Consider the following 23705-nt stretch of genomic DNA (forward strand, 5'->3'; position numbering starts at 1 on the left):
GGGCGTGCCGCTCCCCCGCGTGGGGGAAATTTCCCCTAGGCGTGGGCCTGGCAGCGGCCGCCGCCGGTCGCCACGCCGCAGGGTGTGCCGCGTCTGGTGGGCGCGCCGCAGAGCACTGCCGGGTCGTGGACGTGGCACAGGCCTGACGGCCGGGCCGCGATCGGGCACGGCTTGCCCGACTTCGTCCGTGCCTGGCAGAGGGTGCCGTCGGATCTGGCGGGAGCGGCGGCGCGTACGGGACGGGACACGGGCGCCGGAGCCGCTGCCGGCACTGGCATGCCGGCGGTCTCCAGGGACTCCCGCAGCCCGCGGGCCGCGAGCCGGTCGGCGCGCTCGTTCTCCACGTGGCCGGCGTGGCCCTTGACCCAGTGCCAGGTGACCTCGTGCCGGCCGACAGCGGCGTCGAGCTGCCGCCACAGGTCCTCGTTCTTCACCGGCTCGCCGGCAGCGGTCCGCCAGCCGTTGCGCTTCCACTTCGCGACCCACGACATGATGCCGTTGCGGACGTACGTGCTGTCGGTGTGCAGGTCGACGGCCGACGCGCGGGTCAGCGCCGTCAACGCCCGGATCGGCGCCGTCAGCTCCATCCGGTTGTTCGTCGTCGGCGTGGCCTCGCCACCGCACAGTTCCTTCTCCACCGCGCCGTACCGCAGCAGCGCTCCCCAACCGCCGGGGCCCGGATTGCCGCTGCAAGCCCCGTCGGTCCAGATCTCCACCCGCTCAGCCATCCAGAAAACCTACGTCACGAACCCGGCCCGAGTTTTTTGTCATACCCGGCTGGCATGCTCCCTGCCATGACACCACTGCAGATCGTCAAAGGCGACGCGACCAGCCCCCAGGCGAGCGGCCCGAAGATCATCGCCCACGTCTGCAACGACCAGGGGCACTGGGGCGCGGGCTTCGTTCTCGCCGTGTCCCGCCGCTGGCCCGAGCCCGAGCGCGACTACCGCCGCTGGCATCGGGAACGTGCCCGCAACGACTTCGGCCTCGGCGCCGTCCGGGTGCTGGAGGTGCAGCCGACGGTGTTCGTGGCCAACATGATCGGGCAGCACGGCATCAAGACGGGCAGCTCCGGGCCGCCAGTCCGTTATGAGGCGATCGGGCGTGCACTGACGGCGGTCGGCGACCACGCGCTGGACCTCGGCGCGTCCGTGCACATGCCGAGGATCGGCTGCGGCCTCGCCGGTGGCCGGTGGGACCGGGTCGAGCCGCTGGTCGTCTCGGCGTTGTGCGAGCGCGATGTGCCTGTGACGGTCTATGACTTTTGATTTCGTTTGCGGCTGATGTACGGCGCAGCCCTCCTGACCGACGTCGGCACCGCGTTCCGTTCGACCGGTAAGGGCGGCGGCGACCGCGACTGGTCGCTGCCGGCCACCGTGACTTGGGTGCCCGTGGCGGCACCCGCCCGTCATTGCCGCGGCGTGGTCGCCAGCGGCGCGGTCATGAACGGCACGACCACCACCGGTGCGGCCTCCACCTGGCCGGTGGTGGCTGCAGTGTCCGTGATGGCTGTCCGATGCACCCGTCGAGGCTGGTGCGGTGGATCGGGCGCTCGACGGGCTCGTCGACGTGGACGCACTGGGCGCAGCTGCCGTGGCTGGCTGCTTGTTCGAGGCGGTCGGCGCGGCGGATCGGGTGGCCGCGGCGCCCACCGGCAGGCTCGCCGGCGCGGGCACTGCCGGCGCGGGCACTGCCGACGCGGGCACTGCCGACGCGGGCACTGCCGACGCGGGTGCCGCAGATGAGGGTCGTGTCGGCTGCGAGGTGATCGGAGCGGGCGCTGCTGGTGTCCCCGGCAGAGGAGGTGGAGCGAATGGGTCGGCACCGCCGATGAAGGCGGTCGCCTGAGCGGCGAGGGCCGGCGCGCCGATCGCCGTCGCCCAGCGGGCGATCTCGGTGGCCAAGGTGAGGGCGCCGGCTTGGTTGCCGGCGGCTCGGGTCGCGACGGCGAGGAGGAGTTGCTGTGACAGCGTGCCAGGGACGTTGCCGGCGGCGGCGCCCAGTTCCGTGGCCAGGCGCCAGCGGGTGAGGGCGGTCTCGGCGTCGCCGTTGTCGTGGTCGTGGCCGCCGAGGTGGCGCAGCGCCTCGCGGGCGAGGAGCGGGTCGGCGGCACCTGCCTCCAGCGCGACGCGGTAGTGGGCGGGTGCGGTGTCCGGCTCGTCGAGGAGGTTGTCGCAGATGAGGCCCTGGTACATCTCTGCCCAGCCGTTGCGGACCGCGTCCGGTGCGGTGGTGGCGAGCGTGGCCGTGCGGTGCAGGAGCGCCGTGGCCGCTTCCCGGTCGGTCGGGTCGACCATCAGCACGGCCCGGTACTCGGTCCGCACGCCGGCGAACGCGAGGTCCCACCGTCCCTCGTCGTCGAGGGCAGCAGCGTGCCGGGCGGCGAGGGCGAGCCGGTGGGGGGCGGTGGTCGTACCGGCGAACCAATCCGACTCGACGGCCACCTGCGCCGAAGTGAGGGCCAGCACCGGGTCTCCGGGCGGCGCCGCGTCGAGCAGGGCCGCCGCGTCCTGCCACCGGCCGGCATGGGCGAGGGCGCGGGCAGCCGACGCGAGGACCTGCCGGGGAACTGCGATCTCGGTCATGCCGGCGACAGTAGTAATCGAAAAAACTATCCTCAAGAAAACTACTTCAGGCGACGGGAGCGGCGATGGAGGACGATGTCGAGGAGCACATCGAGGCGTGGGAGCGGGAGCTGCCGTGGCTCGACCCGGTCAAAGAGGCGATCTTCGTCCGGCTCGCGATCCTGGCCCGGCACACGCAGCAGCTGCGACGGGACACCCTGGCCGAGGACGGGCTGCCGCACTGGCAGTTCAAGATTCTGATGAAACTGCGGAGGCTGGGTCCGCCGTACGCGGCGAGCCCGTCACAGCTCGCCGACGTGCTCGGGCTGACCCGGGGCGCGCTGTCCGCGCGGCTCGCGCCGATGGAGGAGGCGGGGCTGATCGACCGTACGAGCGACACGGCGGACCGGCGCCGGGTCCACGTGCGGCTGACCGAGGCCGGCAGCGCCGCGTTCGAGCAACAGGCCGGGCGCGAGGACCGTGACGAGTCGGTCCTGCTGGAGGCGCTCACCGTCGACGAGCGGCAAACCCTCGCCGAGCTCCTCCGCCGCCTCGTCCTCGCCGCCGAAACCCGCTAGTCACAGCACTGGGCGCGCATGGTCGCGAGGAGTTTCCGGGCCGTCTGGTCGTGGCACATCGTGGAGCTGCGGAGTGTCCGCGCGAGGTTGCCGAACGACCACACCGACTCGGCGATCCGTTGCAGCGCCGCCGGGTCGTCGCCGTGCAGCCACCACGCGGAGCCGCCGGCGTCGCCGGTGATCTGGATGAGGCCGTCGGGCATGCCCCAGTACCTGGTCGCGCCGGCCACAGTCGGCGCGCCGTGGCGGCGGGTCAACTCCTGCCCGACCGCGTCCGGCACGGGCAGGTCGCGGGCGCGCAGCCACAGTTCGTTGCCGAACGGCAGGACCGGCTGGCGCTCCTCGGACGCGTCGTGGTCGGCGTCCGGGCCCCAGAAGGAGCTCGGGCTGCCGGAGTCATTGTGGTACGACACGAACCAGTCGAACAACCAGCCACTGAATGGCTCCTCCTCGACGGTCCAGCCCTCGCCGCGCGTGTAATGGTGCAGTACCGGATCGTCGCCCTCCGGCTGGAAGTACACGTGATGCATCCGCATGACGTCGGCCTCGAAACACACCTTCTCCTCACGCATCCCGGCGAGGACCTCGTCGAGCGTCCACAGCGTGGCGCCGCCGCTGAACTCGCGCCACAGATCGGTGAAGGGCAGCGTCCAGGTGCCGCCGTCGGACAGCTCGAGGGAGACGTCGGTGGTGTACAACTCGCGGACGGCCGCCGGCAGCGTCAGCCCGGTCCGCCGACTCCACGCGTCGACTGTGGCCACGGCCTCGGCGTCCGGCGCCACTGTCGCGCACATCAGGTCGAGCGTGTCTTGGAGCCGCGAAAGTGTCATACCCAGATCGTATGGTGGACCTACGAACACACACCTTGCGCCGTTGGTCGCAAGGTCCGTGATCTGTCCATAGTGGACGCCAATTGTCCATTCTGCGGCACTGAGGATGGTGGGTTATGACGGTCGACCTGTTCGCGGGAATCGCGGTGCGCGATCTGACGGCGGCGCGGCAGTTCTACGAACAGCTGCTCGGCGGGCCACCCGCGTTCCTGCCCAACGACACGGAGGCCGTGTGGGAGCTGGCCGAGCACCGGTATCTGTACATCGAGCTCCTTCCGGAACGCGCCGGCCACGCCATGCACACGGTGTTCGTCGACGACTTCGACGAGCGGCTGGCTCGAGCCGCCGAGCGGGGTCTCACCCCTGCGAGAACGGAGACGTATGACAACGGCGTAAGGAAAGCCATCTACGCCGACCCCGACGGCAACGAGGTCAGCTTCGGCGGCGGTCCGCAGGAGAGCCCTGACGGCCAGGAGTCCTGACGGGTTTGTCGCGAAGCCGTGGCGGGCATGGAGCCTCGAATGAGTGCAGGACTTTGGATCGGGGTGGCCGTGGCACTGCTCGCCGGGATCGTCGGCGTCCCGCTGGCGCTCGGCATGTTCCGCAATCGCGACCGCTGACTCCGGGCGGGCAGCATGCCGCTCTCGGGGTCGGCCACGCAACCGCCCGTCACGTCACCACCGCCTTCACGCCACCACCATCGCCACGCGGTGGCCGCCCGTCAGGCCACCACCATCGCCACGCCGACGCCACCCGTCACGGTCATGCGGCCGAAGCTGCCACGAGCGTCACCGAAGCCGCCAAAGCCGTACGCGGTGCGCCCGAAGATGCCCCGCGCATCCGGGCGAAGCCGCCACGCGGCAGCGCTGGCAGTGCGAACGACCCGGCACCACCACCACTGCACCACGTCACGCCACCGCCGTGCGGCAACCGCCAATCAGGCCACCACCATCGCGACGCCGAGGCCACCCGTCGCCGTCATGCGGCCATTACCCGTCGCCGTCACGCGGCCGAAACCGTCACGGGCGTGACCGAGTCGCCGTGCGCGAGACCGAAGCCGCCACGCGGATGCGCGAGACCGAAGCCGTTATGCGGATGCCCCGCCCACGCAGAGGAGGTGGCGCCGCGTCGCCGAAACCGTCATGTGGGTACGCCGAAGAGGCGCCGCGCATGCGGGCGAGGCTGCCGCGCGGCGGCGCTGGCAGTGCGAGCGGGGCGAGCATTGGGGGTGCGGGGTGAGAATCCCCCGCCCCGCGGGCTTGCCCGCGGAGCAAGCACAGCGTCAGACGAGGCGGTGGCCGCCGTCGGCGTGGAGGACGGTGCCGGTGATGAAGGGGTTGTCGAGCAGGGACAGGAACGCCTGGGCGATGTCGTCGGGGGTGCCTACCCGGCCGGTGGGGAGTTTGGCGGCCATGGCGGTCAGGCGGTCGTGTTTCGCGGGGCCGGCGAGGGTGTCCCAGATGGGGGTGTCGACCCAGCCGGGTGAGACGACGTTGACGCGGACGGGGGCGAGTTCCAGGGCGAGCGACCGGGCCAGCGATTCCAGGGCGCCATTGGCGGTGGCGATCATCGAGGCGCCGGGGCCTGGGCGGTACGCGGCGATGCCCGACGTGAAGGTCAGCGAGCCGCCGGGGCGCAGGGCGGGGGCGAGGTGCTTGGCGACCAGCCAGGGGCCGAGGACCTTCGTGGCGAGGACCGCTGCGGCCGCGGTGAGCGTGAAGGAGGGCAGCGGCGCGTAGGCACCGACGGCATCCGCCGCTGTCACGACGACGTGGTCGAGGGTGTCGTCTGTGAGGGCGGCGACCTGCGACTCGACGCCGACGTCGACCTGGACGCAGGTGACTGGGGATGCGAGGTGGGCGGCCGCGGCGGCGAGGCGGTCGGCGGAACGGCCCGCGATCGTCACGCGGCGGCCGGTGGACAGGAGTCGAGCGGCGAGGGCGAGGCCCATGCCGGAGCTGCCGCCGATCACCAGGACGTGCTGCTGTGTCATGACCAGTAGCCTGCCGCCGTTCGTAAAAGGGCGGGAGGACCAGGTCAGGCCGGGTCCCGGCGGGAGGGGACCTCGCAGGACCCCTCCCTGGAAACCGGCAACCCGGCAGAATCAGACCGTGAGTCTCGGGGAGTTCCTGCGCAACCGGCGCGGCAGGGTGAGTCCGGCCGAGGCGGGGCTGCCCGCCGGGACGGGGCGGCGGCAGACGCCTGGACTGCGGCGGGAGGAGCTGGCCGCGCTCGCCGGGGTGAGTGTCGACTACTACACGCGGCTGGAGCGGGGGCGGGACACCAATCCGAGCCGGTCGGTGCTCGACGCGCTCGCGAGCGTGCTGCGGCTCGACGACGACGAGCGGGCGCACCTGCACCGCCTGGCCAGTCCGGCGGCCGGCGCCAAGGAGTCGCTGAACGCCAAGGAGTCGCTGCAAGAGGTCAGGCCGGCGCTGCGGCAGTTGCTGGAGACGGTGCGGCCGACTCCGGCGTACGTGCTGACGCAGACCAGCGACCTGCTCGCCGCCAACGAGGAGGGCCGGTCGCTGCTGAGAGGTCTGACGGTGCCGGGGAACCTGGTGACGTACGTGTTCACGCACCCGGCGGCCCGGGAGGTGTTCGTGTCGTGGCGGCGGATGGCGGAGGACTGCGTGGCGCACCTGCGCACCGTCGCCGACGGGCCGGAACGCACCGCGCTCGTCGCACACCTGCAGGGCCGCAGCGACGAGTTCGCGGACCTGTGGGCGACGTACGACGTGCGGGTGAAGAGCGGCTCCCGGCGGGCGTTCCGGCATGTACGGGCAGGCTCCCTGGAGCTGACGTCGGAGATCCTGACGGCCGTGGACGGTCAGCGGTTCGTGATGTTCCGGGCCGACCCGGACAGCCCCGGCCACTCCGCACTCGGTCTCCTGACGCCACCCGGCAGCGCCGCGGAGAGCACCGCCGGGCGGCACGCCTAGAAGCCGCGCAACGGACAGCTACGACGCGTACCGCAGCAACACCACGCCATTGGCGAACGGGCGGGACTCGGTCAGGCGCAGCCGCAGCGAGGTGCCGGGGTGGAACAGCGGGTTGCCGGCGCCGATCACGGCCGGGTGCACGTAGATGCGGTACTCGTCGACGAGGCCGTGCTGCTGGAACGTGGTCAGCAGGTCGGGTCCGCCGACGAAGAGATCGCCGGACGCGGCCGACCTGAGTGCCTCGACCTCGGCGGGCACCACTTCCCGCACGATCGTGGTGTTCCAGGACGCCGACTGCAGGGTGCGGGAGTAGACGACCTTCGGCAGGTCGCGCCAGATGCCGGCGTAGTCGGCGACGGCCTTCGGCGCGTCGGGGTCCTCGTCGGCCGTCGGCCAGAAGCCGGCCATCAGCGAATAGGTCCGCCGGCCGTTGAGCATGCCGCCGGCGGCGCCGAGCTCCTCGTTAAAGTGGGTGTGCAGCTCGTCGGAGATATCCTGCCAGGCAAGACTACGGTCGGTCGTCTCGAAGTAGCCGTCCAGCGACATCGACATCATAAAGATGATCTTGTTCACGAGGGTTCGTCCTTCCGGATGCAGGGACACTCCGATACTGACGACGGGGGCACCCGGAACTCATCGGTACACCAGAAGAAACCGCGAATCGGGAAGGACGGCAGAACATGGCTCTGGTCGAGGCGAACATCTCGATGTCCGTGGACGGCTACGTCACCGGGCCGGACCTGGACCAGCACCCGGGGCTCGGCGCGGGCGGTGACGCGCTGCACGCGTGGGTCTGGACGGACGACGGCAGGCGCCTGCTCAAGGAGACGTTCGGCGCATCAGGCGCGGTGGTGACGAGCCGGCAGGTGTACGACGCGACCGACGGCTGGGCGAGCGAGAACGGCTACTTCGGCATGCCGGTCTTCGTCGTCACCCACCGGCCACAAGAGCCGGTGAGCAGGGGCGAGACGATGTTCACGTTCGTCGAGGGGGTCGAGGCGGCGATCCACGCGGCGTCCGCCGTCGCCCAGGAACGGATGGTGCACATCATGGGCGGCGCCAGCATCATCCAGCAGGCGCTGCGAGCCGGCCTGGTCGACCGGCTCGCCCTGCACGTGGTCCCGGTGCTGCTCGGCAGCGGCACGCCACTGTTCGCCAACCTCGCGGGAGCCGAAGCCAGCAACGAGGCGTGGCCGGTGACGCTCGCCCTGCTGGAGCAGCACCACACCGCCGAGGCCTCCCACCTGACCTACCGCGTGGAGAACCTCAACCGACCGGCACGTTGAGCAGCCCGAGCAGCGACCGGCGCGAAGCGCCGAACCCCGGCGAGTCCACGGCCCGCGGGCGGGGCAGCGACACCGGCCGGTCCTCGGCGATCCGGCCGCCGTCCAGGACCAGCACCCGGTCGGCGAGCAGCAGCGCCTCGTCCACATCGTGCGTCACGAACAGCGCGGCGAAGCCGTGCGTCGCCCGCAGGCGGCCGAAGAGGGTCTGCATCCGCAGGCGGGTGAGCGCGTCGAGCGCACCGAAGGGCTCGTCGAGCAGGAGGAGATCGGGCTCCCGTACGAGCGCCCGCGCGAACGCCACCCGCTGCGCCTGCCCGCCGGACAACTCGGCGGGCCAGGCGTCGCGACGATCGGCGAGCCCGACCTCCGCCAGCGCGGCGTCGACCCGCTCCCGCAGGGAAGCGCCGCGCACGCCGAGGGCGACGTTGGCCGCGACCCGCTTCCACGGCAGCAGCCGGTGCTCCTGGAACACGACGGCGGTGGCGCCGGTGGTGGACACCTCGCCGGTCGCCTCGCCGTCCAGGCCCGCGAGGATGCGCAGCAGCGTGCTCTTGCCGGAGCCGCTGCCGCCGAGCAGCGCGACGACCTCACCGGCGGCGATGCTGATGTCGACCCCGTCAAGGACGACGGTGTCGCCGAAGGCGCGCCGGATCCCGGTAGCGGTCACCGGGCCCGCAGTCCGTGCCGCCATGCCAGCAACCTCCTCTCACCCAGGCGCAGCAGCAGGTCGGAGACCAGCCCGAGCAGCGCGTACGCGACGAGGCCCAGCACGACGACGTCGGTCTGGCTGAACTCGCGGGCCTCCATCATCATGAACCCGAGCCCGCCCTGCCCGTTGACCTGCTCGCCGACGACGAGGCTGAGCCAGCCGGCGGCGAAGGCGAGCCGCACCCCGAGGAACAGCGACGGCAGCGCGCCCGGCACCACGACGTGCCAGATGCGCTCGATGCTCGACAGTCCGCACGTACGAGCGGCCTCCACCAGGCGTTCGTCGATGTTGCGGATGCCGGAGTACGTGTTGAGGTAGATCGGGAAGAACGCGCCGAGCGCCACGAGCGTCACCTTCAGGGACTCGCCGATGCCGACCCAGATGATGAGCAGCGGTACCAGGCCCAGGTGCGGCAGCATGCGGGCCATCTGCACGGTCGGGTCGACGAGGTCGTCGCCGAGCCGGACGAGCCCGGCGAGCGTGCCCAGCGCCAGGCCGAGCAGGCCGCCGATCAGCAGCCCGAGGACGGCCCGCTGGACGGAGTCGAGCAGGTAGTCGCCGAGGGTGCCCTCGAGGGCGAGCCGCCAGCCGGTCTCCAGCACCGCGCTCGGGGCGGGCAGCTTGTCCGGGTCGAGCAGCCCGCCGCGGACCCCGCCCTCCCACCCGGCGAGCAGGACCAGCGGCGTCACCGCCCGCAGCCAGCGCCGGGCCGCGGGGCGCCGCCGGGGCGACGCCTTGACCGCGGGGGGACGTTCGACGAGCGTGGTCATCGCAAGATGTCCGAGAACTGCTCGTCGATGCGGCCCTTGATGTCGACCTTGCCGGGGATGAGCTGCAGCTCCGTGAACCCGTCGGCGATCTCCTGCAGTTCGGTGCCGATGGCCGCGTCGATCGCGGCGAGCGGCTGGGCGCTGCGGTCCAGGGCGCGGCGGGCGACGTCCTCGGGGATGTTCAGCTCCGGTGCGAGGATCTTGACCCGCTCGTCGGGGTTGCCGATGCCCCAGTCCGTGACCTCGCGATAGGTCTTGAGGAACTCGCGGATCTTGCCGGGCTTCGACTTCAGCGCCTGCGGCGACACGAGGATGTACTCGCGGTTGTTGGCCAGACCGGTCGCGTCGGCGAGCACCTTCACGCCCGGCGACTCGGCGAGGGAGAAGTACGGGTCCCAGATGATCCACGCGTCGACCTGGTCGTTGTCGAACGCGGGCCGGGCGTCGGCGGGCTTGAGGTACTGCACGTCGATGTCCTTGATGGTCATGCCGTTCGCTTCGAGGAGGCGCACGAGCAGCCAGTTGACGTTGGACCCCTTGTTCAGCGCGACCTTCTTGCCCTTGAGGTCTTTGAAGGAGTTGTACCCCTTGGCGGCCTTGACGAGGACGGCTTCGCCCTTCGGCACCGGCTTCGAGGTGCCGATGATCTTGAAGTCGATCTTGCCGGCGGCCGCGAAGATCGGCGGCGCCTCACCCACCTGACCGATGTCGATCGCGCCGGCCTTGATGCCCTCGGTGAGCGCCGGCCCGCTCTCGAACAGCGACCAGGTCGTCCCGGCGGCCTCCGCCTTCCGCGCCTTGACCAGGCTGAGCCCGCCGAAGCGCTGGTATCCGACACGCAACGGCTCCTCCGCCGCACCCGGCTGCGCGGCGGCCGGCTCCTTGTCGGCGGCGCACCCCGAGGTCAGGGTGGTGCCGAGCAGGACCAGGACACCGGCCAGAACGACCGAGAGCCGACGCATCGATGACACTCCTCATTGACAGACGTATGTAGCGACATTCGAGCGGCACTATACCCACAAGACCTACCAGTTGACTAGGAAACACTTGTCGATGTCCGTGGTGGTGGCTGGAGCGAGCCGGTGCGGGCCGATGCCCTGCTGCTGCCGCCGACGGTGTTCACCGGCTCGGCGCTCGCCTCCTCGGGTGGAGTTTCGCGCATCGCCGTCCGGTGGCCTTCGAGGTCCGCGACGGCGCCTTCATCGCCCCTCCGCCCGACCAGCTGTCGGCGGCGCTCGCGACATCCGTGCTCGCCGGCGCGACCGCCACCGTCGGGCCGATGCTGTTCCACCGGCCGGAGGACGTGCCCGGCTGGTTGGTCGCCGGCCGTCCCCGCCGCCCGGCAGAGCATCGGCACCCCCGAGGGCTACGAGCACCTGCGCCGCGTCCTGCGCGCCTGATCGGACGCTAGTCGACGCTCGCGCGGTTGCCGCACACTGCGACGGTGACCTCGTTGAGCATGCCCGTCATCGGCCGCCCCCGGCGCGCGGGCACCGCCGTCCTGCTCGTAGTGGTGACGCTGGTGCTGGCCTGGCTCACCGCCGGTCTCCTCTGGGTCCGCGGCTGGAGCGAGCCGGCGCGGGGCGCCGCCCTGCTGCTGCCGCCGGGGGTGTTCACCATCTCCACGTGCGTCTACCTCTGGTGGAGTCAACTGCGCCGCCGCCCGGTGGCCTTCGAGGTCCGCGACGGGGCCTTCGTCGTTCCACCGGCCGACCATCTGTCGGCGGCGTTCGCAGCGTCCGTGCTCGCCGCCAGCACCGTCAGCGCGGGCATACTGCTGTTCCACCGACCGGACGACCCGCCGGTCTGGCCCGTCGCCATCTGGTACCCGTGCCTCGCGCTCACGGCGGCGCTTTTCCTGCTGCGGCTTCTCATGCGCGCCCGCGGTGCCGGCCGGATGCTGCTGCGCCCCGAAGGGCTGCTGATCACGTACGGCTACGGCGTCCGCGAGATCCCGTGGGAAGCGGTGGCGGCAGGCCCGCCACGGACCGCCCAGGTCATCGAGCCCAAGCTGCGCATCGGCCGGCCGGACCTGGTGCGCACCACCGGCCTGGCCCGCCGCGGCGCGGTGAAGGCGTTCCTGCCCACGTCCGAGTCCTGGGTCCGGCGCGAATTCCTGATCGACGCGATCAACTACTACCTGGCCGTCCCCGCCGCCCGGGTCAGCATCGGCACTCCCGAGGGCTACGAGCACCTGCGCCGCGTCCTGCGCGCCTGACAAACGCTTGTCGATGCTTGCGCGGTTGCCGCACACTGCGACCGTGACCTCACCGACGGCATCCGTCACCCCACGCTCCCTCTGGTCCGCGGCGGTCGCCCTTGTGGTGCTGTCGGCGTCGGTACTGGCGTGGTACGCGAGCGCCCGGCGCTGGCACCACTCCTGGCACGGCCACGGCGCGGCCGGCGCCGCCTTCTTCCTGCTACCAGTGGCGCTCTCCATCGGCGCGCAGATCGTCGAGTGGGTCCTGAGGACGCGGCAACGGCCGACCGGGTTCGAGGTCACCGCCGGCGCCTTCGTCGCATCGGCGGCCACCCGGGTGACGGCGGCGAGCGCCGCGTCGATGCTCACCCTGGCGACCGGGATGGCCACCATGGACCTGTGGAGGCCCGACTCCACGCCCGCCATCCCGGTGTTGCTCCGCCGCGTCGTCATCGCGTGCCTGCTTGCCGGCTTCCTGGTGAAGGTCGCCGCGCTGGCCCGGCAGTCCGGGCGGATCGAGCTGCGCCCCGCGGGCGTGCGCGTCACGTCTCTTCTCGGCGTCGGCGACGCGTCCTGGGAGCAGCTGGCGGGGGCGCCTTACACCCAGTTGGCGGACAAGGCGTGGGTCCGCCGCGAGTTCCTGGTCGCCGCGATCGAGCACTACCTGACCGTCCCTGCGGCGCGAGAGAGCATCGGCACCGTCGAGGGCTACGAGCACCTGCGCCGCGTCCTGCGCGCCTGACGTTCCCTTGTCGGGGTTCGCGCGGCTGCGGCACACTGCGACCGTGACCTCACCAACGGCATCCGTCACCCCACGCTCCCTCTGGTCCGCGGCGGTCGCCCTCGGGGTGCTGTCGGCGTCGGTACTGGTGTGGTACGCCATCGCCTGGCGCTGGCACAACTCCTGGTACGGCCACGGTGCGGCCGGCCTCGCCGCTTTCTACCTGCCGCCACTGGCGCTCGTCATGGGGGCGCTGATCGTCGAGAGGGTCCTGAAGGCGCGGCAGCGGCCGGCCGCGTTCGAGGTCACCGGCGGCGCCTTCGTCGCACCGGCGGCCACCTGGGTGGCGACGGCGACCGCGGCCGCGGTGCTCACCCTGGCGACCGGGATGGCCACGCTGCACCTGCGGCTGAGGTCCGACTCGCCGCCCATCTCGCCGGCGATCAGCCGTGTCATCATCGTGTGCCTGGTGGCCGCCTTCCTGGTGAAGGTCGCCGCGCTGGCCCGGCAGTCCGGGCGGATCGAGCTGCGCCCCGTGGGCGTGCGCCTCAGGTCCCTCTTCGGCGTCCGCGACCTGTCCTGGGAGCAGCTGGCGGCGCGGCCCGGCACCGAGCTGGCAGACGGGGCGTGGATCCGCCCCGAGTTCCTGGCCGCCGCGATCGAGCACTACCTGACCGTCCCCGCGGCGCGCGACAGCATCGGAACCCCCGGGGGGTACGAGTGGCTGCGGCGCGCACTGGGGGCGGACTGAGCATGGACGACGCGGTCGCGGCGGTCATCCGCCGGATGGAGGACGGGCTCGCCCGGCTCGCACCAGCCGACGCGCGGCGGCACTTCCACGGGACGTACCTGCGGACCACCTACGCCGTCGCCGAGGAGATCGAGCGGGGCGGGTTCCTGGACGCGGCGTGGCTGAACCGGTGGGACGTCGCGTTCGCGGAGCTGTACCTGGACGCGCTCGACGCGGACCTCACCGGCGAGGAGGTGTCGCGGCCGTGGCGGATCGCGTTCGACACGGCGCGGGAGCGGCCGGGGCTGCCGGCGCTGCGGCACGTGCTGCTCGGCATGAACGCGCACATCAACTACGACCTGCCGCAGTCGCTGATCGCGGTGATCGAGCCGGCCGAGTTCGACGATCCCAGAACGCGGGCCGCCCGGGAGCGGGACCACGTCCACGTCGACACGGTGCTGCTCGCGCGGGTCGGGGCGGAGGAGATCGAGGGGCGCGCCGCCGCCAGGCCGAGCCTGCTCGACCGGGTCCTGGCGCCGGCGAACCGGGCCGCGACGCGCCGGCTGCTCACCGAGGCGCGGGCCAAGGTGTGGCGCAACACCGCCGTGCTCGATGCCGCCAGGAGGCAGGGGCGGGAGTCGTACGACACCCGCATCCGCCAGCTCGAGGACGCCTCGGCGGCGAAGCTCGCCACGCTCACGGCACCCGGACAGGTCCTGCTGCGCCTGGCCCGCACCGGATTCGGCGTCGTCATTCCAGGTGCCTAGGGGCGCCTCAGGGCAAACTCAGGGTCGGAGTGGCCGAAAGCCCTGACGCGGCGGGCGGCCCGGCGGACCACACTTGAGGGCATGACAGTCCGCCGCACCTTGCAGGCCGTCGGCGCCGCGCTCGCCGGTGCCGTCAGCGCTCCCGAGACCGCCGCACCGCCCGCCGACCCGCGCGAGGTCCGTGATCTCCTCGCCGAGATCGGCCTGCTGCACCCGCGCTCCCCCGTGTCCGACGTGCCGCTCACGCTGTGCCGCTTCCAGGCCAGGGCCGGGCTCACCATCGACGGCGTGGCCGGCCCCAGGACCGTGCAGGCGCTGACCCGGGCCGCCCGCGAGACCCGCCACATGCGCTCCCTCGGCCTGGCCGCCTGAACCGGACGACGTCACAGCCGGACACGCCGCAGTCCGACGACGTCACAGCCGGACAAGCCGCAGCCGGACGAGAGTCACGGCCGGACACGCCGCAGCCGGACGGAAGTCACGGCCGGACACGCCGCAGCCGGACGAATGTCACAGCCACCCGTTGCGGCGCAGTGCCCGGTAGAGCAGCAGGCCACTGCCGAACATCAGCGCCAGGGCGTAGAAGTAGCCGTACCGCCAGTGCAGCTCCGGCATGAAGACGAAGTTCATCCCGTAGATGCCGGCGATCGCGGTCTGCAGCGCGGCGAGCGCCGCCCACGACGCGATCTTGCGCATGTCGTCGTTCTGGTCGATGGTCACCTGCGCGAGGCGGGCCTGCAGGATCGAGTTGAGGATGTCGTCGTAGTTGGCGATCTGCTCCACGACCCGCGTCTGGTGGTCGTTGACGTCGCGGAAGTACCGGCGGATCTCCTTGGCCAGGGCGAACGTCTGCTTGTCCAGCAGCATCAGCAGCGGGCGCTGCAGCGGCACCGCCGCCGTGCGGAACTCCATCAGCTCCCGCTTCATCTGGTAGACGCGTTCGATGCTGATGCCGCTGTCCCGACGGAACACGGCCATCTCCAGGGCCTGCACGTCGGCGTCGATGGCGGTGACGATGGCCAGGTAGGCGTCGACGGTCCGGTCGAGCACGGCGTGCAGCACCGCCCACGGACCGGCGGCGAGCTGCGCCGGGTTGGCCTCCAGGTCCTGCCGGGCGGCGCGCAGCTCATGGGCCTCGCCGTGACGCACCGTGACCACGAACTGGCGGCCGAGGAACACCCTGATCGACCCGGTGTCGATCACCTCGCTGGTCTCGGTCAGCTCCTCGTGCGGCACGTACCGGGCGGTCCGCGCGACGAAGAACGTCACGTCCTCGTAGCGCTCGACCTTCGGCCGCTGCGGCACCGGTTTCAGCGCGTCCTCGACCGCGAGGGGGTGCAGCCCGAACACCTTCTCGACTTCGGCGAACTGCTCCGGATCCGGTTCGTGCAGCCCGATCCAGACGAACGCGTCCGGTTGGTCGCGGGCCCGTTCGTACAGTTCGGCGAGCGGCAGGTCGTCGGGCCGGCGGACGCCGCCGACGTACAACGCGCAGTCCACGACCGCTGGCCGGGTGTCCAGTTGCACCGTAAAAGCACCTTTCGCGCGGCGTGACGGTTCGCGGGGGCTACTGGTTGCGTACCCACCCGGGTTCCTCCATGAACACCCGCCCGACCAATGACCAATCGCTTGTCGGTCCGCCCGAAACGACGACCGGCTGTCCAGTCACCGGCCGGTCGGGTGGTCCCTCCACCTGGACAGAGGTTCACGGACCGTCACGGCGGACCGTATCGTCGGCAGCATGGCAGCTCTCACCTTCGCGGTGGACCGACTCGCTGCCGCGACGGTGCTGACGTGTCACGGCGCGCTGGTCGCGGCCAGCGCGATGCAGCTGGAGACCGCGCTCTCCCAGGTGCTGCTGCGCCCTGAGCCCAGGATCGTGATCGACCTGGCGGAGGTCACCGCCATCGACTGCACCGGCGTGATGATGCTGCGCGTCACCGCGGGTATCGCCCTTGAGCAGGGCGGATCGCTGGTCCTGGCGATGCCGGCGCCGCCGGTCGTCCACACGCTGCGTGAAGGCGGGACGTTGTCCACCATCCAGACGTACCGGACGCTGGAAAGCGCTCTCGCCGCGGACCCGCGCGGTCTGGTCACCGACGCGGAGGCCGCCGGCCAGACGGCCACCACCCCGTGGCCGATGAACTCGGACCGCCGCCGCAGCGCCTGAAGCGCCACGGCGGCGATCATCAGCGGCGGCTCAGACCGGCTCGCCGCGGTAGGTGCCGAACGACCAGCGGTTGCCCTCGGGGTCGCGGACGATGAAGTCGCGGGAGCCGTAGTCGGTGTCGGTGAGCTCCATGACGACCTCTGCGCCGGCGTCGGCCGCGCGCTTGTAGAGGGCGTCGGGGTCGTCGGTGACCACGTAGGCGCCGAACGTGCCGGGCCGCAGCGGCCACCTGTCTCCGTCGCCGTCGCGGACGCTGCCGAGCATGATGCCGCCGCCCAGCGGCCAGGCGAGCTGGGCGTGGTCGACCCGGTCGCCTTCGCCGTGCACCACGACCTCCCGGAAGCCGAAGGCATCGACGAGGAACCGGATGAGGGCGCGGGCGTCGGTGGCGCGCAGGGTCGGCCACACCTGCGGTGCTGGTGTCGTTGTCATGCGGCCCAGTCTGCCGACCAGGGCACGTCCGGGTCTTGGACGTTTCGGAACGGCGGCAACCCCTCCTCGGCGAGCCACCGCGCCGGCGGGAGGCCGGCCAGGGCGCTGAACTCGCGGGTCAGGTGCGCCTGGTCGTAGTAGCCGCAGCCGGCCGCGACCGCGGCGAGGGAGTCCGCGCCCTCCTGCAGGCGGCGGCGGGCGGCGTCGAAGCGGGCCACCCTGGCGGCCGCCTTCGGTGTCAGGCCGATCTCCTCGTTGAACCGTTTGCTGAGGTACCGCCCGCTCCACCCGACCTCCCGGGCCACCGCCGCGGCGGTGACGGTGCCGCCCCGCAGCAGCCGCCACGCGTGCACCACCTCGGGCGCGGGCAGCACCGGGTCGGTGAGCCTCGTCGACAGCATCTCGTCGACGATCCGGAACCGCTCGGCCCAGGTGTCCACCGCGCGCACCCGGTCGCGCAGCAGGTCGATGAACGGGCCGAAGACGTCCGTGGCGACGACGTCCAGGGACGCCAGCTCACCGGCGGGCAGGCCGAGCAGGGCGCGGGCGCCGAGCGGCGACAGGCCGATCTGGATGCCGGACTGCCGGCCGTCGTGCACGATCGTCGCCGGCGTCGTGTGCAGCCCGCCGAGCAGCGTGTCGTACACCCCCGGCGGCGTCTGCGCCGAAGGGTGCGCCGCGACCCGCAACGGGTCGTCGAGGGTGACGATGAGCGTCAGGTCCGGTGACGGCAGCCCCCGGTGCACCGCGGGCACGACCCCGGTCTCGCGATAGCCGCTGTACCAGGTCGCGAACGGTCGCACCCGCGGCCCGGCGGGACGGCGCACGTACTCCGACAGCACCCCGTCACCGTAGCGCCTTCTCCAGCTCCGCCTTCGTCATCCGGGAGCGGCCCTTGACGTTCTTGCGCCGCGCCTCCTCGTAGAGCTGGTCCCGGGTGCGGCCGGCCGGGCCGGTGGTCCGGGCCCGCAGCGCCCCGCGCTGTGCCGACGACATGTCCTGCGTCGACGTGCGGCTCGCCGTCCGCGACTCGCCGGCGCGGGCGCGCTCCTTGTTCACCACGCGGGCCGCGATCTCCTCGGCGACCTCTTCTGAGCGGCCCTGGGCGAGCTGCTGGCGCTTGACGTGTCCGTACTGCCGTTCCCGCTTGGCGCTCCACGCCTGCTGCGGCATGCCGGTCCTCCGATCAATGGAAGGTCACAGGAATTCGCGCTTGTACAGGTCGATGAGCTCGGCGTAGTTCGGTCCGATGTTCGCCACGTACACCTCGTCGAAGCCGGCGTCCTCGTACTTCCTGAGCTGCGCGGCCTGCTTCGCCGGGTCCGGCCCGCAGGCGATCGCCTCGCGGGTCATGTCCGGCGTGACCAGCTGCGAGGCCTGCTCGAAGTGCTTCGGCGACGGCAGCACCTGCGACAGCTCGCCGGGGACGCTCGCGTTGGCCCACAGCCTGTGCGCGATCTGCACCGCGGCGTCCTCGCTCGGCGCGTAGCAGGCCTTGAAGCCGCCCTGCACCGGCTTGTCGCCGCCGCCGCCCTTGCGGAACGCCTCGACGTGCTCCGCGACCGGCGCCACGGACATGAACCCGTCCGCGATCCGCCCGGCGAGCTCCAGGGCCTTCGGCCCGAACGCCGACATGTACACCTTCGGCGGGGTCTCCGGGAGCGTGTACACCTGGGCCTGCTCGACCGTGTAGTGGGTGCCGCGGTGGTTGACGAAACCGCCCTCCCACAACTCCCGCATCACGGCGACAGCCTCCTCGAGCATCTCCAGGCGCTCGGCCGCGCTCGGCCACGCGTCGCCGTGGATGTGCTCGTTGAGCGCCTCGCCGGTGCCGACGCCGAGGACGAACCGGCCCTCGTGCATGACCGCGCTCGTCGCCGCGGCCTGCGCGACGACCGCCGGGTGGATGCGCATGATCGGGCAGGTGACCGCCGTCGTGACCGGGATCGTGACGACCTGGCTCAGGGCGCCGATCAACGACCAGACGAACGGGCTCTGGCCCTGCGCGTCGTTCCACGGATGGTAGTGGTCGGAGATCCACAGCCCGGTGAAGCCGGCGTCCTGGGCGAGCTTCGCCTGCTCGACCAGCTGTGCCGGGGTGTACTCCTCGCAGGACAGGAAGTAGCCGATTCGCATGCCTGCTCCCATACCCAGAAGGCCACGATCGACGCACGGGCCTCAGGAAATGGCGTGCAGCCGGTCCAGCAGGCGCTTGAGCTCGGCCAGGTGCTCCGGCGGGTACACCCGGCCGGCGGGGTCGACGACCCGCTGCACCGGCTGCAGCAGCCGCCACGCCTCGGCCACGTCGCCGAGCTGCGCGAGCGCCTGCGCGTCGAGCCAGTCGCAGTAGTCGCGGGCGACACCGGCGCCGCGCAGCTGCGCGGTCAGCACCAGCACCGCCTCGTCCATGCCGGCGCCGAGCAGCAGCCGGGCGAGCGCGTCGGTGCCGAGGACGTACTGCCGGGTGCCGGGCGCCAGCTCCCGCAGCGTCTCGAACGCGTCGACGGCGTCCTGGGTGCGGCCCGCCCCGACCAGGCTGCGCCCCAGGTCCAGCAGGATGTCCGCGACCCGCACCGGATCGCGGGCGCCGTCCGCCGAGCCGTCGGCGATCCCGTCCAGCATCGCCTGGGCCAGCTCGACGTTGCGTTCGGCCTTGGTGCGCCGTTCGTCCGGGTCCGCGTACCCCTGATGCTCCAGGCGGATCGCGTCGCGCGGCGCCGACGGCCACTCCGCGATCCCGATCCCCTGCACCGTGCCCGTCGCCTGCAGGTGCCCGGTGCCGACGCCGGTGCCGTGCCCGCGGTCGACGAACACGTCCGGCGCGGTGCCGCCGGCGATGCGGACCAGGTGTTCGTGCACCCGCCCCTGCCACCGCAGCTGCGCCGGGCGGAACAGCCGGGCCGTGCGGAACGTGTAGGGCAGCTCGTCGTGGGCGTTGTCGATGTCGACCAGCAGCGCGTCGGCGGTCGTCGCGGCCAGGACCTCGCGGAGCTTACCGGGCACGGCGACGGCCCGGTCGTCGGCGTCGATGCTGAGCACCCAGTCCGCCGGCGTCCACGGCGCGCCGCGGGCGCCGGCCGCCTCGGCGAGCGCGGTGTTGCGGGCGGCGGCGAAGTCGCCGGTCCAGGTGCCGTGGCTGACGACGGCGCCGAGGCGGGCAGCGAGAGCCGCGGTGTCGTCCTTCGAGCCGGTGTCGTGCACGTGGATGAGGTCGACGACCCCACGCAGCGACGTCAGGCACCGGTCCAGCATGGCGGCCGAGTCACGCACGATCAGCACCGCGGCAAGGTTCACCTCCGCCCGATCGGCGGCCGTTCGGCCGACCTGAGCGTTTACCATCGCACGGCACCATAGATGGATGGCGATCGAAAGCGTCGACCCGGCGGACGAGCTCGCGGTCCCCTACTGGCTGACCGCCACCGCCGAGGCGGCGTCGGCGTCGTTCGGCCGGATGGTGCGCCGGCTGCCGGGGCTGCTGCTGCAGGCGTGGCGCCTGGCCTGGCGGACCGACCGGCGCACCACCGCCGTCGTCGTGGTGGGCAACCTCGCCGCCGGGGTCGCCTCCGGCGTCGGGCTCGTCAACGTCGTCGGCGTCCTCGACGGGCTGCTGCGCGAGGGCCCCACCCCCGACCGGATCCGCGCCGCCGTGCCGTCGCTGCTGGTCATGGTCGCCGCCGGCGCCGCCCGCACGCTGCTGGCCGCCGCCGCGACCGCCGCGCAGGGCAGGCTGTCGCCGCAGGTGTACGAGGCCGCCGAGCTGCGGCTGCTGGAGCTGACCACCCGGGTCGACCTGGCGACGTTCGACGACGCCGACTGGCGCGACCGGATGCAGCGGGCCCGCGACCGCGGCATCGACGCCGCGCAGCGGGTCGTCGACCACGCCATCGAGCTCGGCACCAACGTCGTGTCGCTCGCCGCGGCGGCCGGGGTCCTCGCCGTGCTCCACCCGCTCCTGCTGCCGCTGCTGGTGCTGGCCGTCGTGCCGAACTTCTGGGCCTCGGTGCGCTCCGCCCGCCTCGGGTACCGCCAGCAGCTGCGCCTCATCGCCGTGTGGCGGCGCAAGTGGATGCTCTCGGAGCTGCTCGCCGAGCGGGACCAGGCCGGCGAGCTGCGCGCGTTCACCCTGCAGCGCTACCTGCTGGCCGAGGTCCGGCGCCTGCTCGACGCGGTGACCCGCGAGCAGATCAAGGTGTCCTCCGCGCAGGTCCGCACCAACCTCGTCGGTCACGCGCTCGGCGCGCTCGCGACCGGCGCCGCGTACGCCGCCCTCCTCGGGCTGCTGCTGTCCGGCCGGATGGACATCGCCGTCGGCGGCGCCGCGGCCTACGCGATCAGCACCGGCATCAACGCGCTCACCCAGGTCGCGTTCGCGGTGAACCACCTCTACGAGCAGGGCCTCTACTTCGGCGACTACGAGTCCTTCCGCGCGCTCGCCATCGCCCGCTCCGAGCCGCTCGACCTGCCGCCCGCGCCGGCCGGCTTCGAGACGCTGACCCTGGACGGCGTCACCTTCACCTACCCCGGCGCGCAGCGGCCCGCGGTGTCCGGCGTGAGCCTGACCATCCGCCGCGGGCAGACGATCGCGCTCGTCGGCGAGAACGGGTCCGGCAAGTCCACCCTCGCGAAGCTGCTCGCCGCGCTGTACCGGCCGGACCACGGCGTCATCGCGTGGGACGGCGTCGACCTCGCCGGGCGCGACCCCGACAGCGTCCGGGAGCACGTCGCCGTCGTCATGCAGGACCCGACCAACTGGCCGCTGTCCGCGGCGGAGAACATCACGGCCGGCCGGCACGACCGGGCCACGACCCAGGCCGAGATCGAGGCGGCCGCCGGCCGCGGCGACGCCCACGACTTCATCGTGGAGCTGCCCCGCCAGTACCAGACGCTGCTCTCCAGGCACTTCAACGACGGCGCGGAGCTGTCCGGCGGCCAGTGGCAGCGGCTCGCGATCGCCCGCGCGTTCTTCCGCGACGCGCCGCTGCTGATCTGCGACGAGCCGACCGCGAACCTCGACGCGCGCGCCGAGCACGCCGTCTACGGGCGGCTGCGGGAGCTCGCCGCCGGGCGGACCGTGGTGCTGATCACGCACCGCATGGCGAGCGTCCGCGAGGCCGACCGGATCTACGTCCTCGACCACGGCGCCCTGGTCGAGGAGGGCACGCACGACGAGCTGACCGCCGCCGGCGGCCTCTACGCGCAGCTGTACGCCCTCCAGGCGACCGCGTACCAGGGGAATGAAACGCCTGTCCAAAGGCTTGACCACAGGATGTGACCGCAAACCCAGCCCGAGCTGCCGCTCATGAACTCCGTCTCGTGCTCGTCCTCGGCTCGCTCATCGCGATCGGCCCGCTGACCATCGACATGTACCTGCCGGCGCTGCCGAGCATCACCGGCGACCTGCACACCACCTCGACGGCGGTGCAGCTCACCCTCACCGGCACCCTCGCGGGCCTGGCGCTCGGCCAGCTCGCGATCGGTCCCTGGTCCGACGCGGTCGGCCGCCGGATGCCGCTGCTCGCCGGGCTCGTCCTGCACGTGCTGGCGTCGGTCGCCTGCGTGTTCGCCCCCAACGTCGGCGTCCTCGGCGGCCTGCGGGTGCTGCAGGGCCTCGGCGTCGCCGCGTCGTCGGTCGTCGCGATGGCGATCGTGCGCGACCTGTTCAGCGGCGCCGCGTTCGCCCGCCTGTTCTCCCGGCTGATGCTGGTCATGGGCGCCGCCCCGATCCTCGCGCCCACCCTCGGCAGCGCCGTGCTGCGCTGGACCGAGTGGCGCGGGGTCTTCGTGGTGCTCGCGGTCTTCGGGGTGCTGCTCACCGCCCTGGCGGCGCTCGCCCTGCCCGAGACGCTCCCGCCCGCCCGCCGCCGCTCCGGCCGCATCACCGGCATCCTGCGTGTCTACGGCTCCCTGCTGCGCGACCGGGTCTTCGTCGGCCTGGTGCTCGTGGCGGGCTTCGCGATGGCGGCGCTCTTCGCCTACGTCGGCGGCTCCTCGTTCGTCCTCCAGCAGGTGTACGGGCTGAGCGAAGCACAGTTCGGACTCGCCTTCGGCGCCGGCGCCGTCGGACTGATCGGCGGCACGCAGTACAACGTGCGGCTGCTGCGCCGGTACCCGCCGCAGCGCATCCTCGGGTCGGCCCTGGCGGGCGGCACGGTCGCCGGAGCGGTCATGGTCCTTCTGGCCGCCACCGGCCTCGGCGGGCTGCCCGCACTCCTGGCGGCGCTGTGGGCGGTCCTCACCGCGGCCGGCCTGGCCCTGCCCAACGCGCCGGCGCTCGCCATGTCCCGCCACGGCGAGGCGGCGGGGACGGCGGCGGCGCTGCTCGGGGCGGTCCAGTTCGGGGTCGGCGCGGTCGCGGCGCCGCTGGTCGGCGTGCTGGGCACCGGCGCGACGGCGATGGCGGTGGTGATCGCCGGTGGCATGCTCACCGCGACCGCGACCCTGCTCCTGGTCGTCCGCCCCGGTTCCCTGCCGGTGACCACGGACGACGCCGCGGAGCCGGTCCTGGCCGCCGTCCACTGACGCGCTCTTCCACGCCCGCCGCGGCCTGCTCGATCGAACAGCGGATCCGGTCATCATCACGACCGGATCCGCTGTTCGATCAGCGGCGTGGTCAGCGGCCGGCGGCCGCGTGGTACTGGTCGACGATCTCCTGCTTGATCCGGCCCCGGTCGGAGACCTGGTAGCCGGCGCCGAGCGCCCACTCGCGGATGGCCCGGTTCTGGTCGCGGTCACCCCGGCTGGCGCCCCGCCCACGGCCCGAACCCGACCGGGCCGCCGCGGGTACCCCGCCACGCCCGACCTTCGTGCCAGCGGAAATGTAGGGCTTCAACGCGGCGCGCAGTTTCTCGGCGTTCTTCTTCGACAGGTCGATCGCATACTGCACGCCGTCGAGACCGAACTGCACGCTCTCGTCGGCCGGCTTGCCGTCCAAGTCGTCGATCAGTTCTTGAATGACGCGCTTGGCCATGACGGCGCCTCCTCGGCAACGGAAACGGATGACGGCGGC

28 protein-coding genes are annotated in these 23705 nt (G+C 72.3%); 12 read left to right on the plus strand and 16 right to left on the minus strand.

From position 1 onward, the window contains the following. Window positions 1-35: 35 nt before the first annotated feature. Together rnhA and ACFY3L_RS43420 are read right to left on the minus strand one after the other, a co-directional pair. Window positions 36-728, minus strand: a complete 693-nt coding sequence (rnhA, locus tag ACFY3L_RS43415) for a ribonuclease HI (protein WP_389338743.1) — start codon at window positions 726-728, stop codon at window positions 36-38. 39 nt (window positions 729-767) lie between these two features. Further along, window positions 768-2585, minus strand: coding sequence for a hypothetical protein (locus ACFY3L_RS43420; RefSeq protein ID WP_389338745.1), 1818 nt, complete (start codon window positions 2583-2585; stop codon window positions 768-770). Between the two features lie 65 nt (window positions 2586-2650). Between ACFY3L_RS43420 and ACFY3L_RS43425 the strand changes: the two genes are divergently transcribed. Further along, window positions 2651-3142, plus strand: a complete 492-nt coding sequence (locus ACFY3L_RS43425) for a MarR family winged helix-turn-helix transcriptional regulator (protein ID WP_389338748.1) — start codon at window positions 2651-2653, stop codon at window positions 3140-3142. On the opposite strand, the gene ACFY3L_RS43430 is transcribed toward ACFY3L_RS43425, so the two are convergent. Then, the gene (locus ACFY3L_RS43430) at window positions 3139-3972 is read right to left on the minus strand and encodes a hypothetical protein (RefSeq protein WP_389338751.1); all 834 of its coding nucleotides are present in this window, start codon (window positions 3970-3972) and stop codon (window positions 3139-3141) included. The genes ACFY3L_RS43425 and ACFY3L_RS43430 overlap by 4 nt on opposite strands. Before the next feature lie 116 nt (window positions 3973-4088). Between ACFY3L_RS43430 and ACFY3L_RS43435 the strand changes: the two genes are divergently transcribed. Next, window positions 4089-4454, plus strand: coding sequence for a VOC family protein (locus ACFY3L_RS43435; RefSeq protein ID WP_389338754.1), 366 nt, complete (start codon window positions 4089-4091; stop codon window positions 4452-4454). 239 nt (window positions 4455-4693) lie between these two features. Here ACFY3L_RS43435 and ACFY3L_RS43440 read toward each other — a convergent pair whose 3' ends face one another. Both ACFY3L_RS43440 and ACFY3L_RS43445 read right to left on the minus strand, forming a co-directional pair. After that, window positions 4694-4879 (minus strand): hypothetical protein, encoded by a 186-nt coding sequence (locus ACFY3L_RS43440; RefSeq protein WP_389338757.1) that lies wholly within the window; start codon window positions 4877-4879, stop codon window positions 4694-4696. A gap of 375 nt (window positions 4880-5254) precedes the next feature. Then, entirely contained in the window at window positions 5255-5965 is a 711-nt protein-coding gene (locus ACFY3L_RS43445; protein ID WP_389338760.1) for an SDR family oxidoreductase, read from the minus strand. A gap of 118 nt (window positions 5966-6083) precedes the next feature. On the opposite strand from ACFY3L_RS43445, the gene ACFY3L_RS43450 reads away from it, so the two are divergent. Beyond that, entirely contained in the window at window positions 6084-6914 is an 831-nt protein-coding gene (locus ACFY3L_RS43450) for a helix-turn-helix transcriptional regulator (protein ID WP_389338764.1), read from the plus strand. 18 nt (window positions 6915-6932) lie between these two features. Here ACFY3L_RS43450 and ACFY3L_RS43455 read toward each other — a convergent pair whose 3' ends face one another. Further along, entirely contained in the window at window positions 6933-7487 is a 555-nt protein-coding gene (locus tag ACFY3L_RS43455; RefSeq protein ID WP_389338767.1) for a dihydrofolate reductase family protein, read from the minus strand. 107 nt (window positions 7488-7594) lie between these two features. Between ACFY3L_RS43455 and ACFY3L_RS43460 the strand changes: the two genes are divergently transcribed. Next, window positions 7595-8200, plus strand: a complete 606-nt coding sequence (locus tag ACFY3L_RS43460) for a dihydrofolate reductase family protein (RefSeq protein WP_389338770.1) — start codon at window positions 7595-7597, stop codon at window positions 8198-8200. Here ACFY3L_RS43460 and ACFY3L_RS43465 read toward each other — a convergent pair. From ACFY3L_RS43465 to ACFY3L_RS43475, 3 genes are read right to left on the minus strand one after another with little or no spacing between them, the layout of a single operon-like run. Continuing rightward, window positions 8181-8891 carry an ABC transporter ATP-binding protein gene (locus tag ACFY3L_RS43465; protein ID WP_389338773.1) on the minus strand — a complete coding sequence of 237 codons (711 nt, stop codon included), beginning with the start codon at window positions 8889-8891 and terminating at the stop codon, window positions 8181-8183. The two genes, ACFY3L_RS43460 and ACFY3L_RS43465, sit on opposite strands and share 20 nt — an antisense overlap. Next, window positions 8864-9679, minus strand: a complete 816-nt coding sequence (locus tag ACFY3L_RS43470; protein ID WP_389338776.1) for an ABC transporter permease — start codon at window positions 9677-9679, stop codon at window positions 8864-8866. The genes ACFY3L_RS43465 and ACFY3L_RS43470 overlap by 28 nt, the downstream gene beginning before the upstream one ends. Further along, a complete protein-coding gene (locus tag ACFY3L_RS43475) occupies window positions 9676-10641 on the minus strand; it encodes an aliphatic sulfonate ABC transporter substrate-binding protein (protein ID WP_389338779.1) in 966 nt (321 codons plus the stop codon). The genes ACFY3L_RS43470 and ACFY3L_RS43475 overlap by 4 nt, the downstream gene beginning before the upstream one ends. A gap of 482 nt (window positions 10642-11123) precedes the next feature. Between ACFY3L_RS43475 and ACFY3L_RS43480 the strand changes: the two genes are divergently transcribed. The 5 genes from ACFY3L_RS43480 to ACFY3L_RS43500 all read left to right on the plus strand — a co-directional run bounded on the left by ACFY3L_RS43480 (window position 11124) and on the right by ACFY3L_RS43500 (window position 14469). Continuing rightward, window positions 11124-11897: a hypothetical protein gene (locus ACFY3L_RS43480; RefSeq protein ID WP_389338781.1), complete on the plus strand. Its 774-nt coding sequence runs from the start codon at window positions 11124-11126 to the stop codon at window positions 11895-11897. Window positions 11898-11940: 43 nt separating this feature from the next. After that, window positions 11941-12621, plus strand: a complete 681-nt coding sequence (locus ACFY3L_RS43485) for a hypothetical protein (RefSeq protein ID WP_389338784.1) — start codon at window positions 11941-11943, stop codon at window positions 12619-12621. A gap of 43 nt (window positions 12622-12664) precedes the next feature. Next, the gene (locus ACFY3L_RS43490; RefSeq protein WP_389338786.1) at window positions 12665-13351 is read left to right on the plus strand and encodes a hypothetical protein; all 687 of its coding nucleotides are present in this window, start codon (window positions 12665-12667) and stop codon (window positions 13349-13351) included. A gap of 2 nt (window positions 13352-13353) precedes the next feature. Beyond that, the gene (locus tag ACFY3L_RS43495; protein ID WP_389338789.1) at window positions 13354-14097 is read left to right on the plus strand and encodes a DUF5995 family protein; all 744 of its coding nucleotides are present in this window, start codon (window positions 13354-13356) and stop codon (window positions 14095-14097) included. 81 nt (window positions 14098-14178) lie between these two features. Next, complete coding sequence (locus ACFY3L_RS43500) at window positions 14179-14469, plus strand: peptidoglycan-binding domain-containing protein (RefSeq protein WP_363394736.1); 291 nt, start codon at window positions 14179-14181, stop codon at window positions 14467-14469. Between the two features lie 138 nt (window positions 14470-14607). Here the strand turns inward: ACFY3L_RS43500 and corA are convergent, their stop codons facing one another. Continuing rightward, the gene (gene corA / locus ACFY3L_RS43505; RefSeq protein WP_389338792.1) at window positions 14608-15624 is read right to left on the minus strand and encodes a magnesium/cobalt transporter CorA; all 1017 of its coding nucleotides are present in this window, start codon (window positions 15622-15624) and stop codon (window positions 14608-14610) included. A gap of 214 nt (window positions 15625-15838) precedes the next feature. On the opposite strand from corA, the gene ACFY3L_RS43510 reads away from it, so the two are divergent. Further along, a complete protein-coding gene (locus ACFY3L_RS43510) occupies window positions 15839-16267 on the plus strand; it encodes an STAS domain-containing protein (protein WP_389338795.1) in 429 nt (142 codons plus the stop codon). A 30-nt stretch (window positions 16268-16297) separates the two neighbouring features. Here ACFY3L_RS43510 and ACFY3L_RS43515 read toward each other — a convergent pair whose 3' ends face one another. From ACFY3L_RS43515 to ACFY3L_RS43535, 5 genes are read right to left on the minus strand one after another with little or no spacing between them, the layout of a single operon-like run. Then, a complete protein-coding gene (locus ACFY3L_RS43515) occupies window positions 16298-16699 on the minus strand; it encodes a VOC family protein (protein ID WP_389338797.1) in 402 nt (133 codons plus the stop codon). Continuing rightward, window positions 16696-17541 (minus strand): helix-turn-helix domain-containing protein, encoded by an 846-nt coding sequence (locus tag ACFY3L_RS43520; RefSeq protein WP_389338800.1) that lies wholly within the window; start codon window positions 17539-17541, stop codon window positions 16696-16698. The genes ACFY3L_RS43515 and ACFY3L_RS43520 overlap by 4 nt, the downstream gene beginning before the upstream one ends. Window positions 17542-17545: 4 nt before the next feature. Then, complete coding sequence (locus tag ACFY3L_RS43525) at window positions 17546-17872, minus strand: plasmid stabilization protein (protein ID WP_360560965.1); 327 nt, start codon at window positions 17870-17872, stop codon at window positions 17546-17548. A gap of 24 nt (window positions 17873-17896) precedes the next feature. Next, window positions 17897-18835 carry a TIGR03557 family F420-dependent LLM class oxidoreductase gene (locus ACFY3L_RS43530; RefSeq protein WP_389338803.1) on the minus strand — a complete coding sequence of 313 codons (939 nt, stop codon included), beginning with the start codon at window positions 18833-18835 and terminating at the stop codon, window positions 17897-17899. A gap of 42 nt (window positions 18836-18877) precedes the next feature. Further along, the gene (locus ACFY3L_RS43535; protein ID WP_389338806.1) at window positions 18878-20038 is read right to left on the minus strand and encodes a glycosyltransferase; all 1161 of its coding nucleotides are present in this window, start codon (window positions 20036-20038) and stop codon (window positions 18878-18880) included. Window positions 20039-20057: 19 nt separating this feature from the next. Between ACFY3L_RS43535 and ACFY3L_RS43540 the strand changes: the two genes are divergently transcribed. Together ACFY3L_RS43540 and ACFY3L_RS43545 are read left to right on the plus strand one after the other, a co-directional pair. After that, complete coding sequence (locus ACFY3L_RS43540; protein WP_389338808.1) at window positions 20058-21971, plus strand: ABC transporter ATP-binding protein; 1914 nt, start codon at window positions 20058-20060, stop codon at window positions 21969-21971. Beyond that, window positions 21968-23218, plus strand: a complete 1251-nt coding sequence (locus tag ACFY3L_RS43545) for a multidrug effflux MFS transporter (protein ID WP_389338811.1) — start codon at window positions 21968-21970, stop codon at window positions 23216-23218. The genes ACFY3L_RS43540 and ACFY3L_RS43545 overlap by 4 nt, the downstream gene beginning before the upstream one ends. Window positions 23219-23309: 91 nt before the next feature. On the opposite strand, the gene ACFY3L_RS43550 is transcribed toward ACFY3L_RS43545, so the two are convergent. Then, entirely contained in the window at window positions 23310-23666 is a 357-nt protein-coding gene (locus tag ACFY3L_RS43550) for an Lsr2 family protein (protein WP_389338814.1), read from the minus strand. Window positions 23667-23705 lie beyond the last annotated feature (39 nt).

The organism is Dactylosporangium sp. NPDC000521 (assembly GCF_042898305.1).
In the GTDB taxonomy this organism is placed as follows: domain Bacteria; phylum Actinomycetota; class Actinomycetes; order Mycobacteriales; family Micromonosporaceae; genus Dactylosporangium.

Coding starts and splice junctions, on each gene's coding strand:
- ACFY3L_RS43535 (WP_389338806.1), bottom strand. CDS start 20,038: ATGGTAAACGCTCAGGTCGGCCGAACGGCCGCCGATCGGGCGGAGGTG.
- ACFY3L_RS43475 (WP_389338779.1), bottom strand. CDS start 10,641: ATGCGTCGGCTCTCGGTCGTTCTGGCCGGTGTCCTGGTCCTGCTCGGC.
- ACFY3L_RS43525 (WP_360560965.1), bottom strand. CDS start 17,872: ATGCCGCAGCAGGCGTGGAGCGCCAAGCGGGAACGGCAGTACGGACAC.
- ACFY3L_RS43470 (WP_389338776.1), bottom strand. CDS start 9,679: ATGACCACGCTCGTCGAACGTCCCCCCGCGGTCAAGGCGTCGCCCCGG.
- ACFY3L_RS43510 (WP_389338795.1), top strand. CDS start 15,839: ATGGCAGCTCTCACCTTCGCGGTGGACCGACTCGCTGCCGCGACGGTG.
- ACFY3L_RS43550 (WP_389338814.1), bottom strand. CDS start 23,666: ATGGCCAAGCGCGTCATTCAAGAACTGATCGACGACTTGGACGGCAAG.
- ACFY3L_RS43530 (WP_389338803.1), bottom strand. CDS start 18,835: ATGCGAATCGGCTACTTCCTGTCCTGCGAGGAGTACACCCCGGCACAG.
- ACFY3L_RS43430 (WP_389338751.1), bottom strand. CDS start 3,972: ATGACACTTTCGCGGCTCCAAGACACGCTCGACCTGATGTGCGCGACA.
- ACFY3L_RS43435 (WP_389338754.1), top strand. CDS start 4,089: ATGACGGTCGACCTGTTCGCGGGAATCGCGGTGCGCGATCTGACGGCG.
- ACFY3L_RS43540 (WP_389338808.1), top strand. CDS start 20,058: ATGGCGATCGAAAGCGTCGACCCGGCGGACGAGCTCGCGGTCCCCTAC.
- ACFY3L_RS43515 (WP_389338797.1), bottom strand. CDS start 16,699: ATGACAACGACACCAGCACCGCAGGTGTGGCCGACCCTGCGCGCCACC.
- rnhA (WP_389338743.1), bottom strand. CDS start 728: ATGGCTGAGCGGGTGGAGATCTGGACCGACGGGGCTTGCAGCGGCAAT.
- ACFY3L_RS43500 (WP_363394736.1), top strand. CDS start 14,179: ATGACAGTCCGCCGCACCTTGCAGGCCGTCGGCGCCGCGCTCGCCGGT.
- ACFY3L_RS43445 (WP_389338760.1), bottom strand. CDS start 5,965: ATGACACAGCAGCACGTCCTGGTGATCGGCGGCAGCTCCGGCATGGGC.
- ACFY3L_RS43495 (WP_389338789.1), top strand. CDS start 13,354: ATGGACGACGCGGTCGCGGCGGTCATCCGCCGGATGGAGGACGGGCTC.
- ACFY3L_RS43425 (WP_389338748.1), top strand. CDS start 2,651: ATGGAGGACGATGTCGAGGAGCACATCGAGGCGTGGGAGCGGGAGCTG.
- ACFY3L_RS43460 (WP_389338770.1), top strand. CDS start 7,595: ATGGCTCTGGTCGAGGCGAACATCTCGATGTCCGTGGACGGCTACGTC.
- ACFY3L_RS43420 (WP_389338745.1), bottom strand. CDS start 2,585: ATGACCGAGATCGCAGTTCCCCGGCAGGTCCTCGCGTCGGCTGCCCGC.
- ACFY3L_RS43465 (WP_389338773.1), bottom strand. CDS start 8,891: ATGGCGGCACGGACTGCGGGCCCGGTGACCGCTACCGGGATCCGGCGC.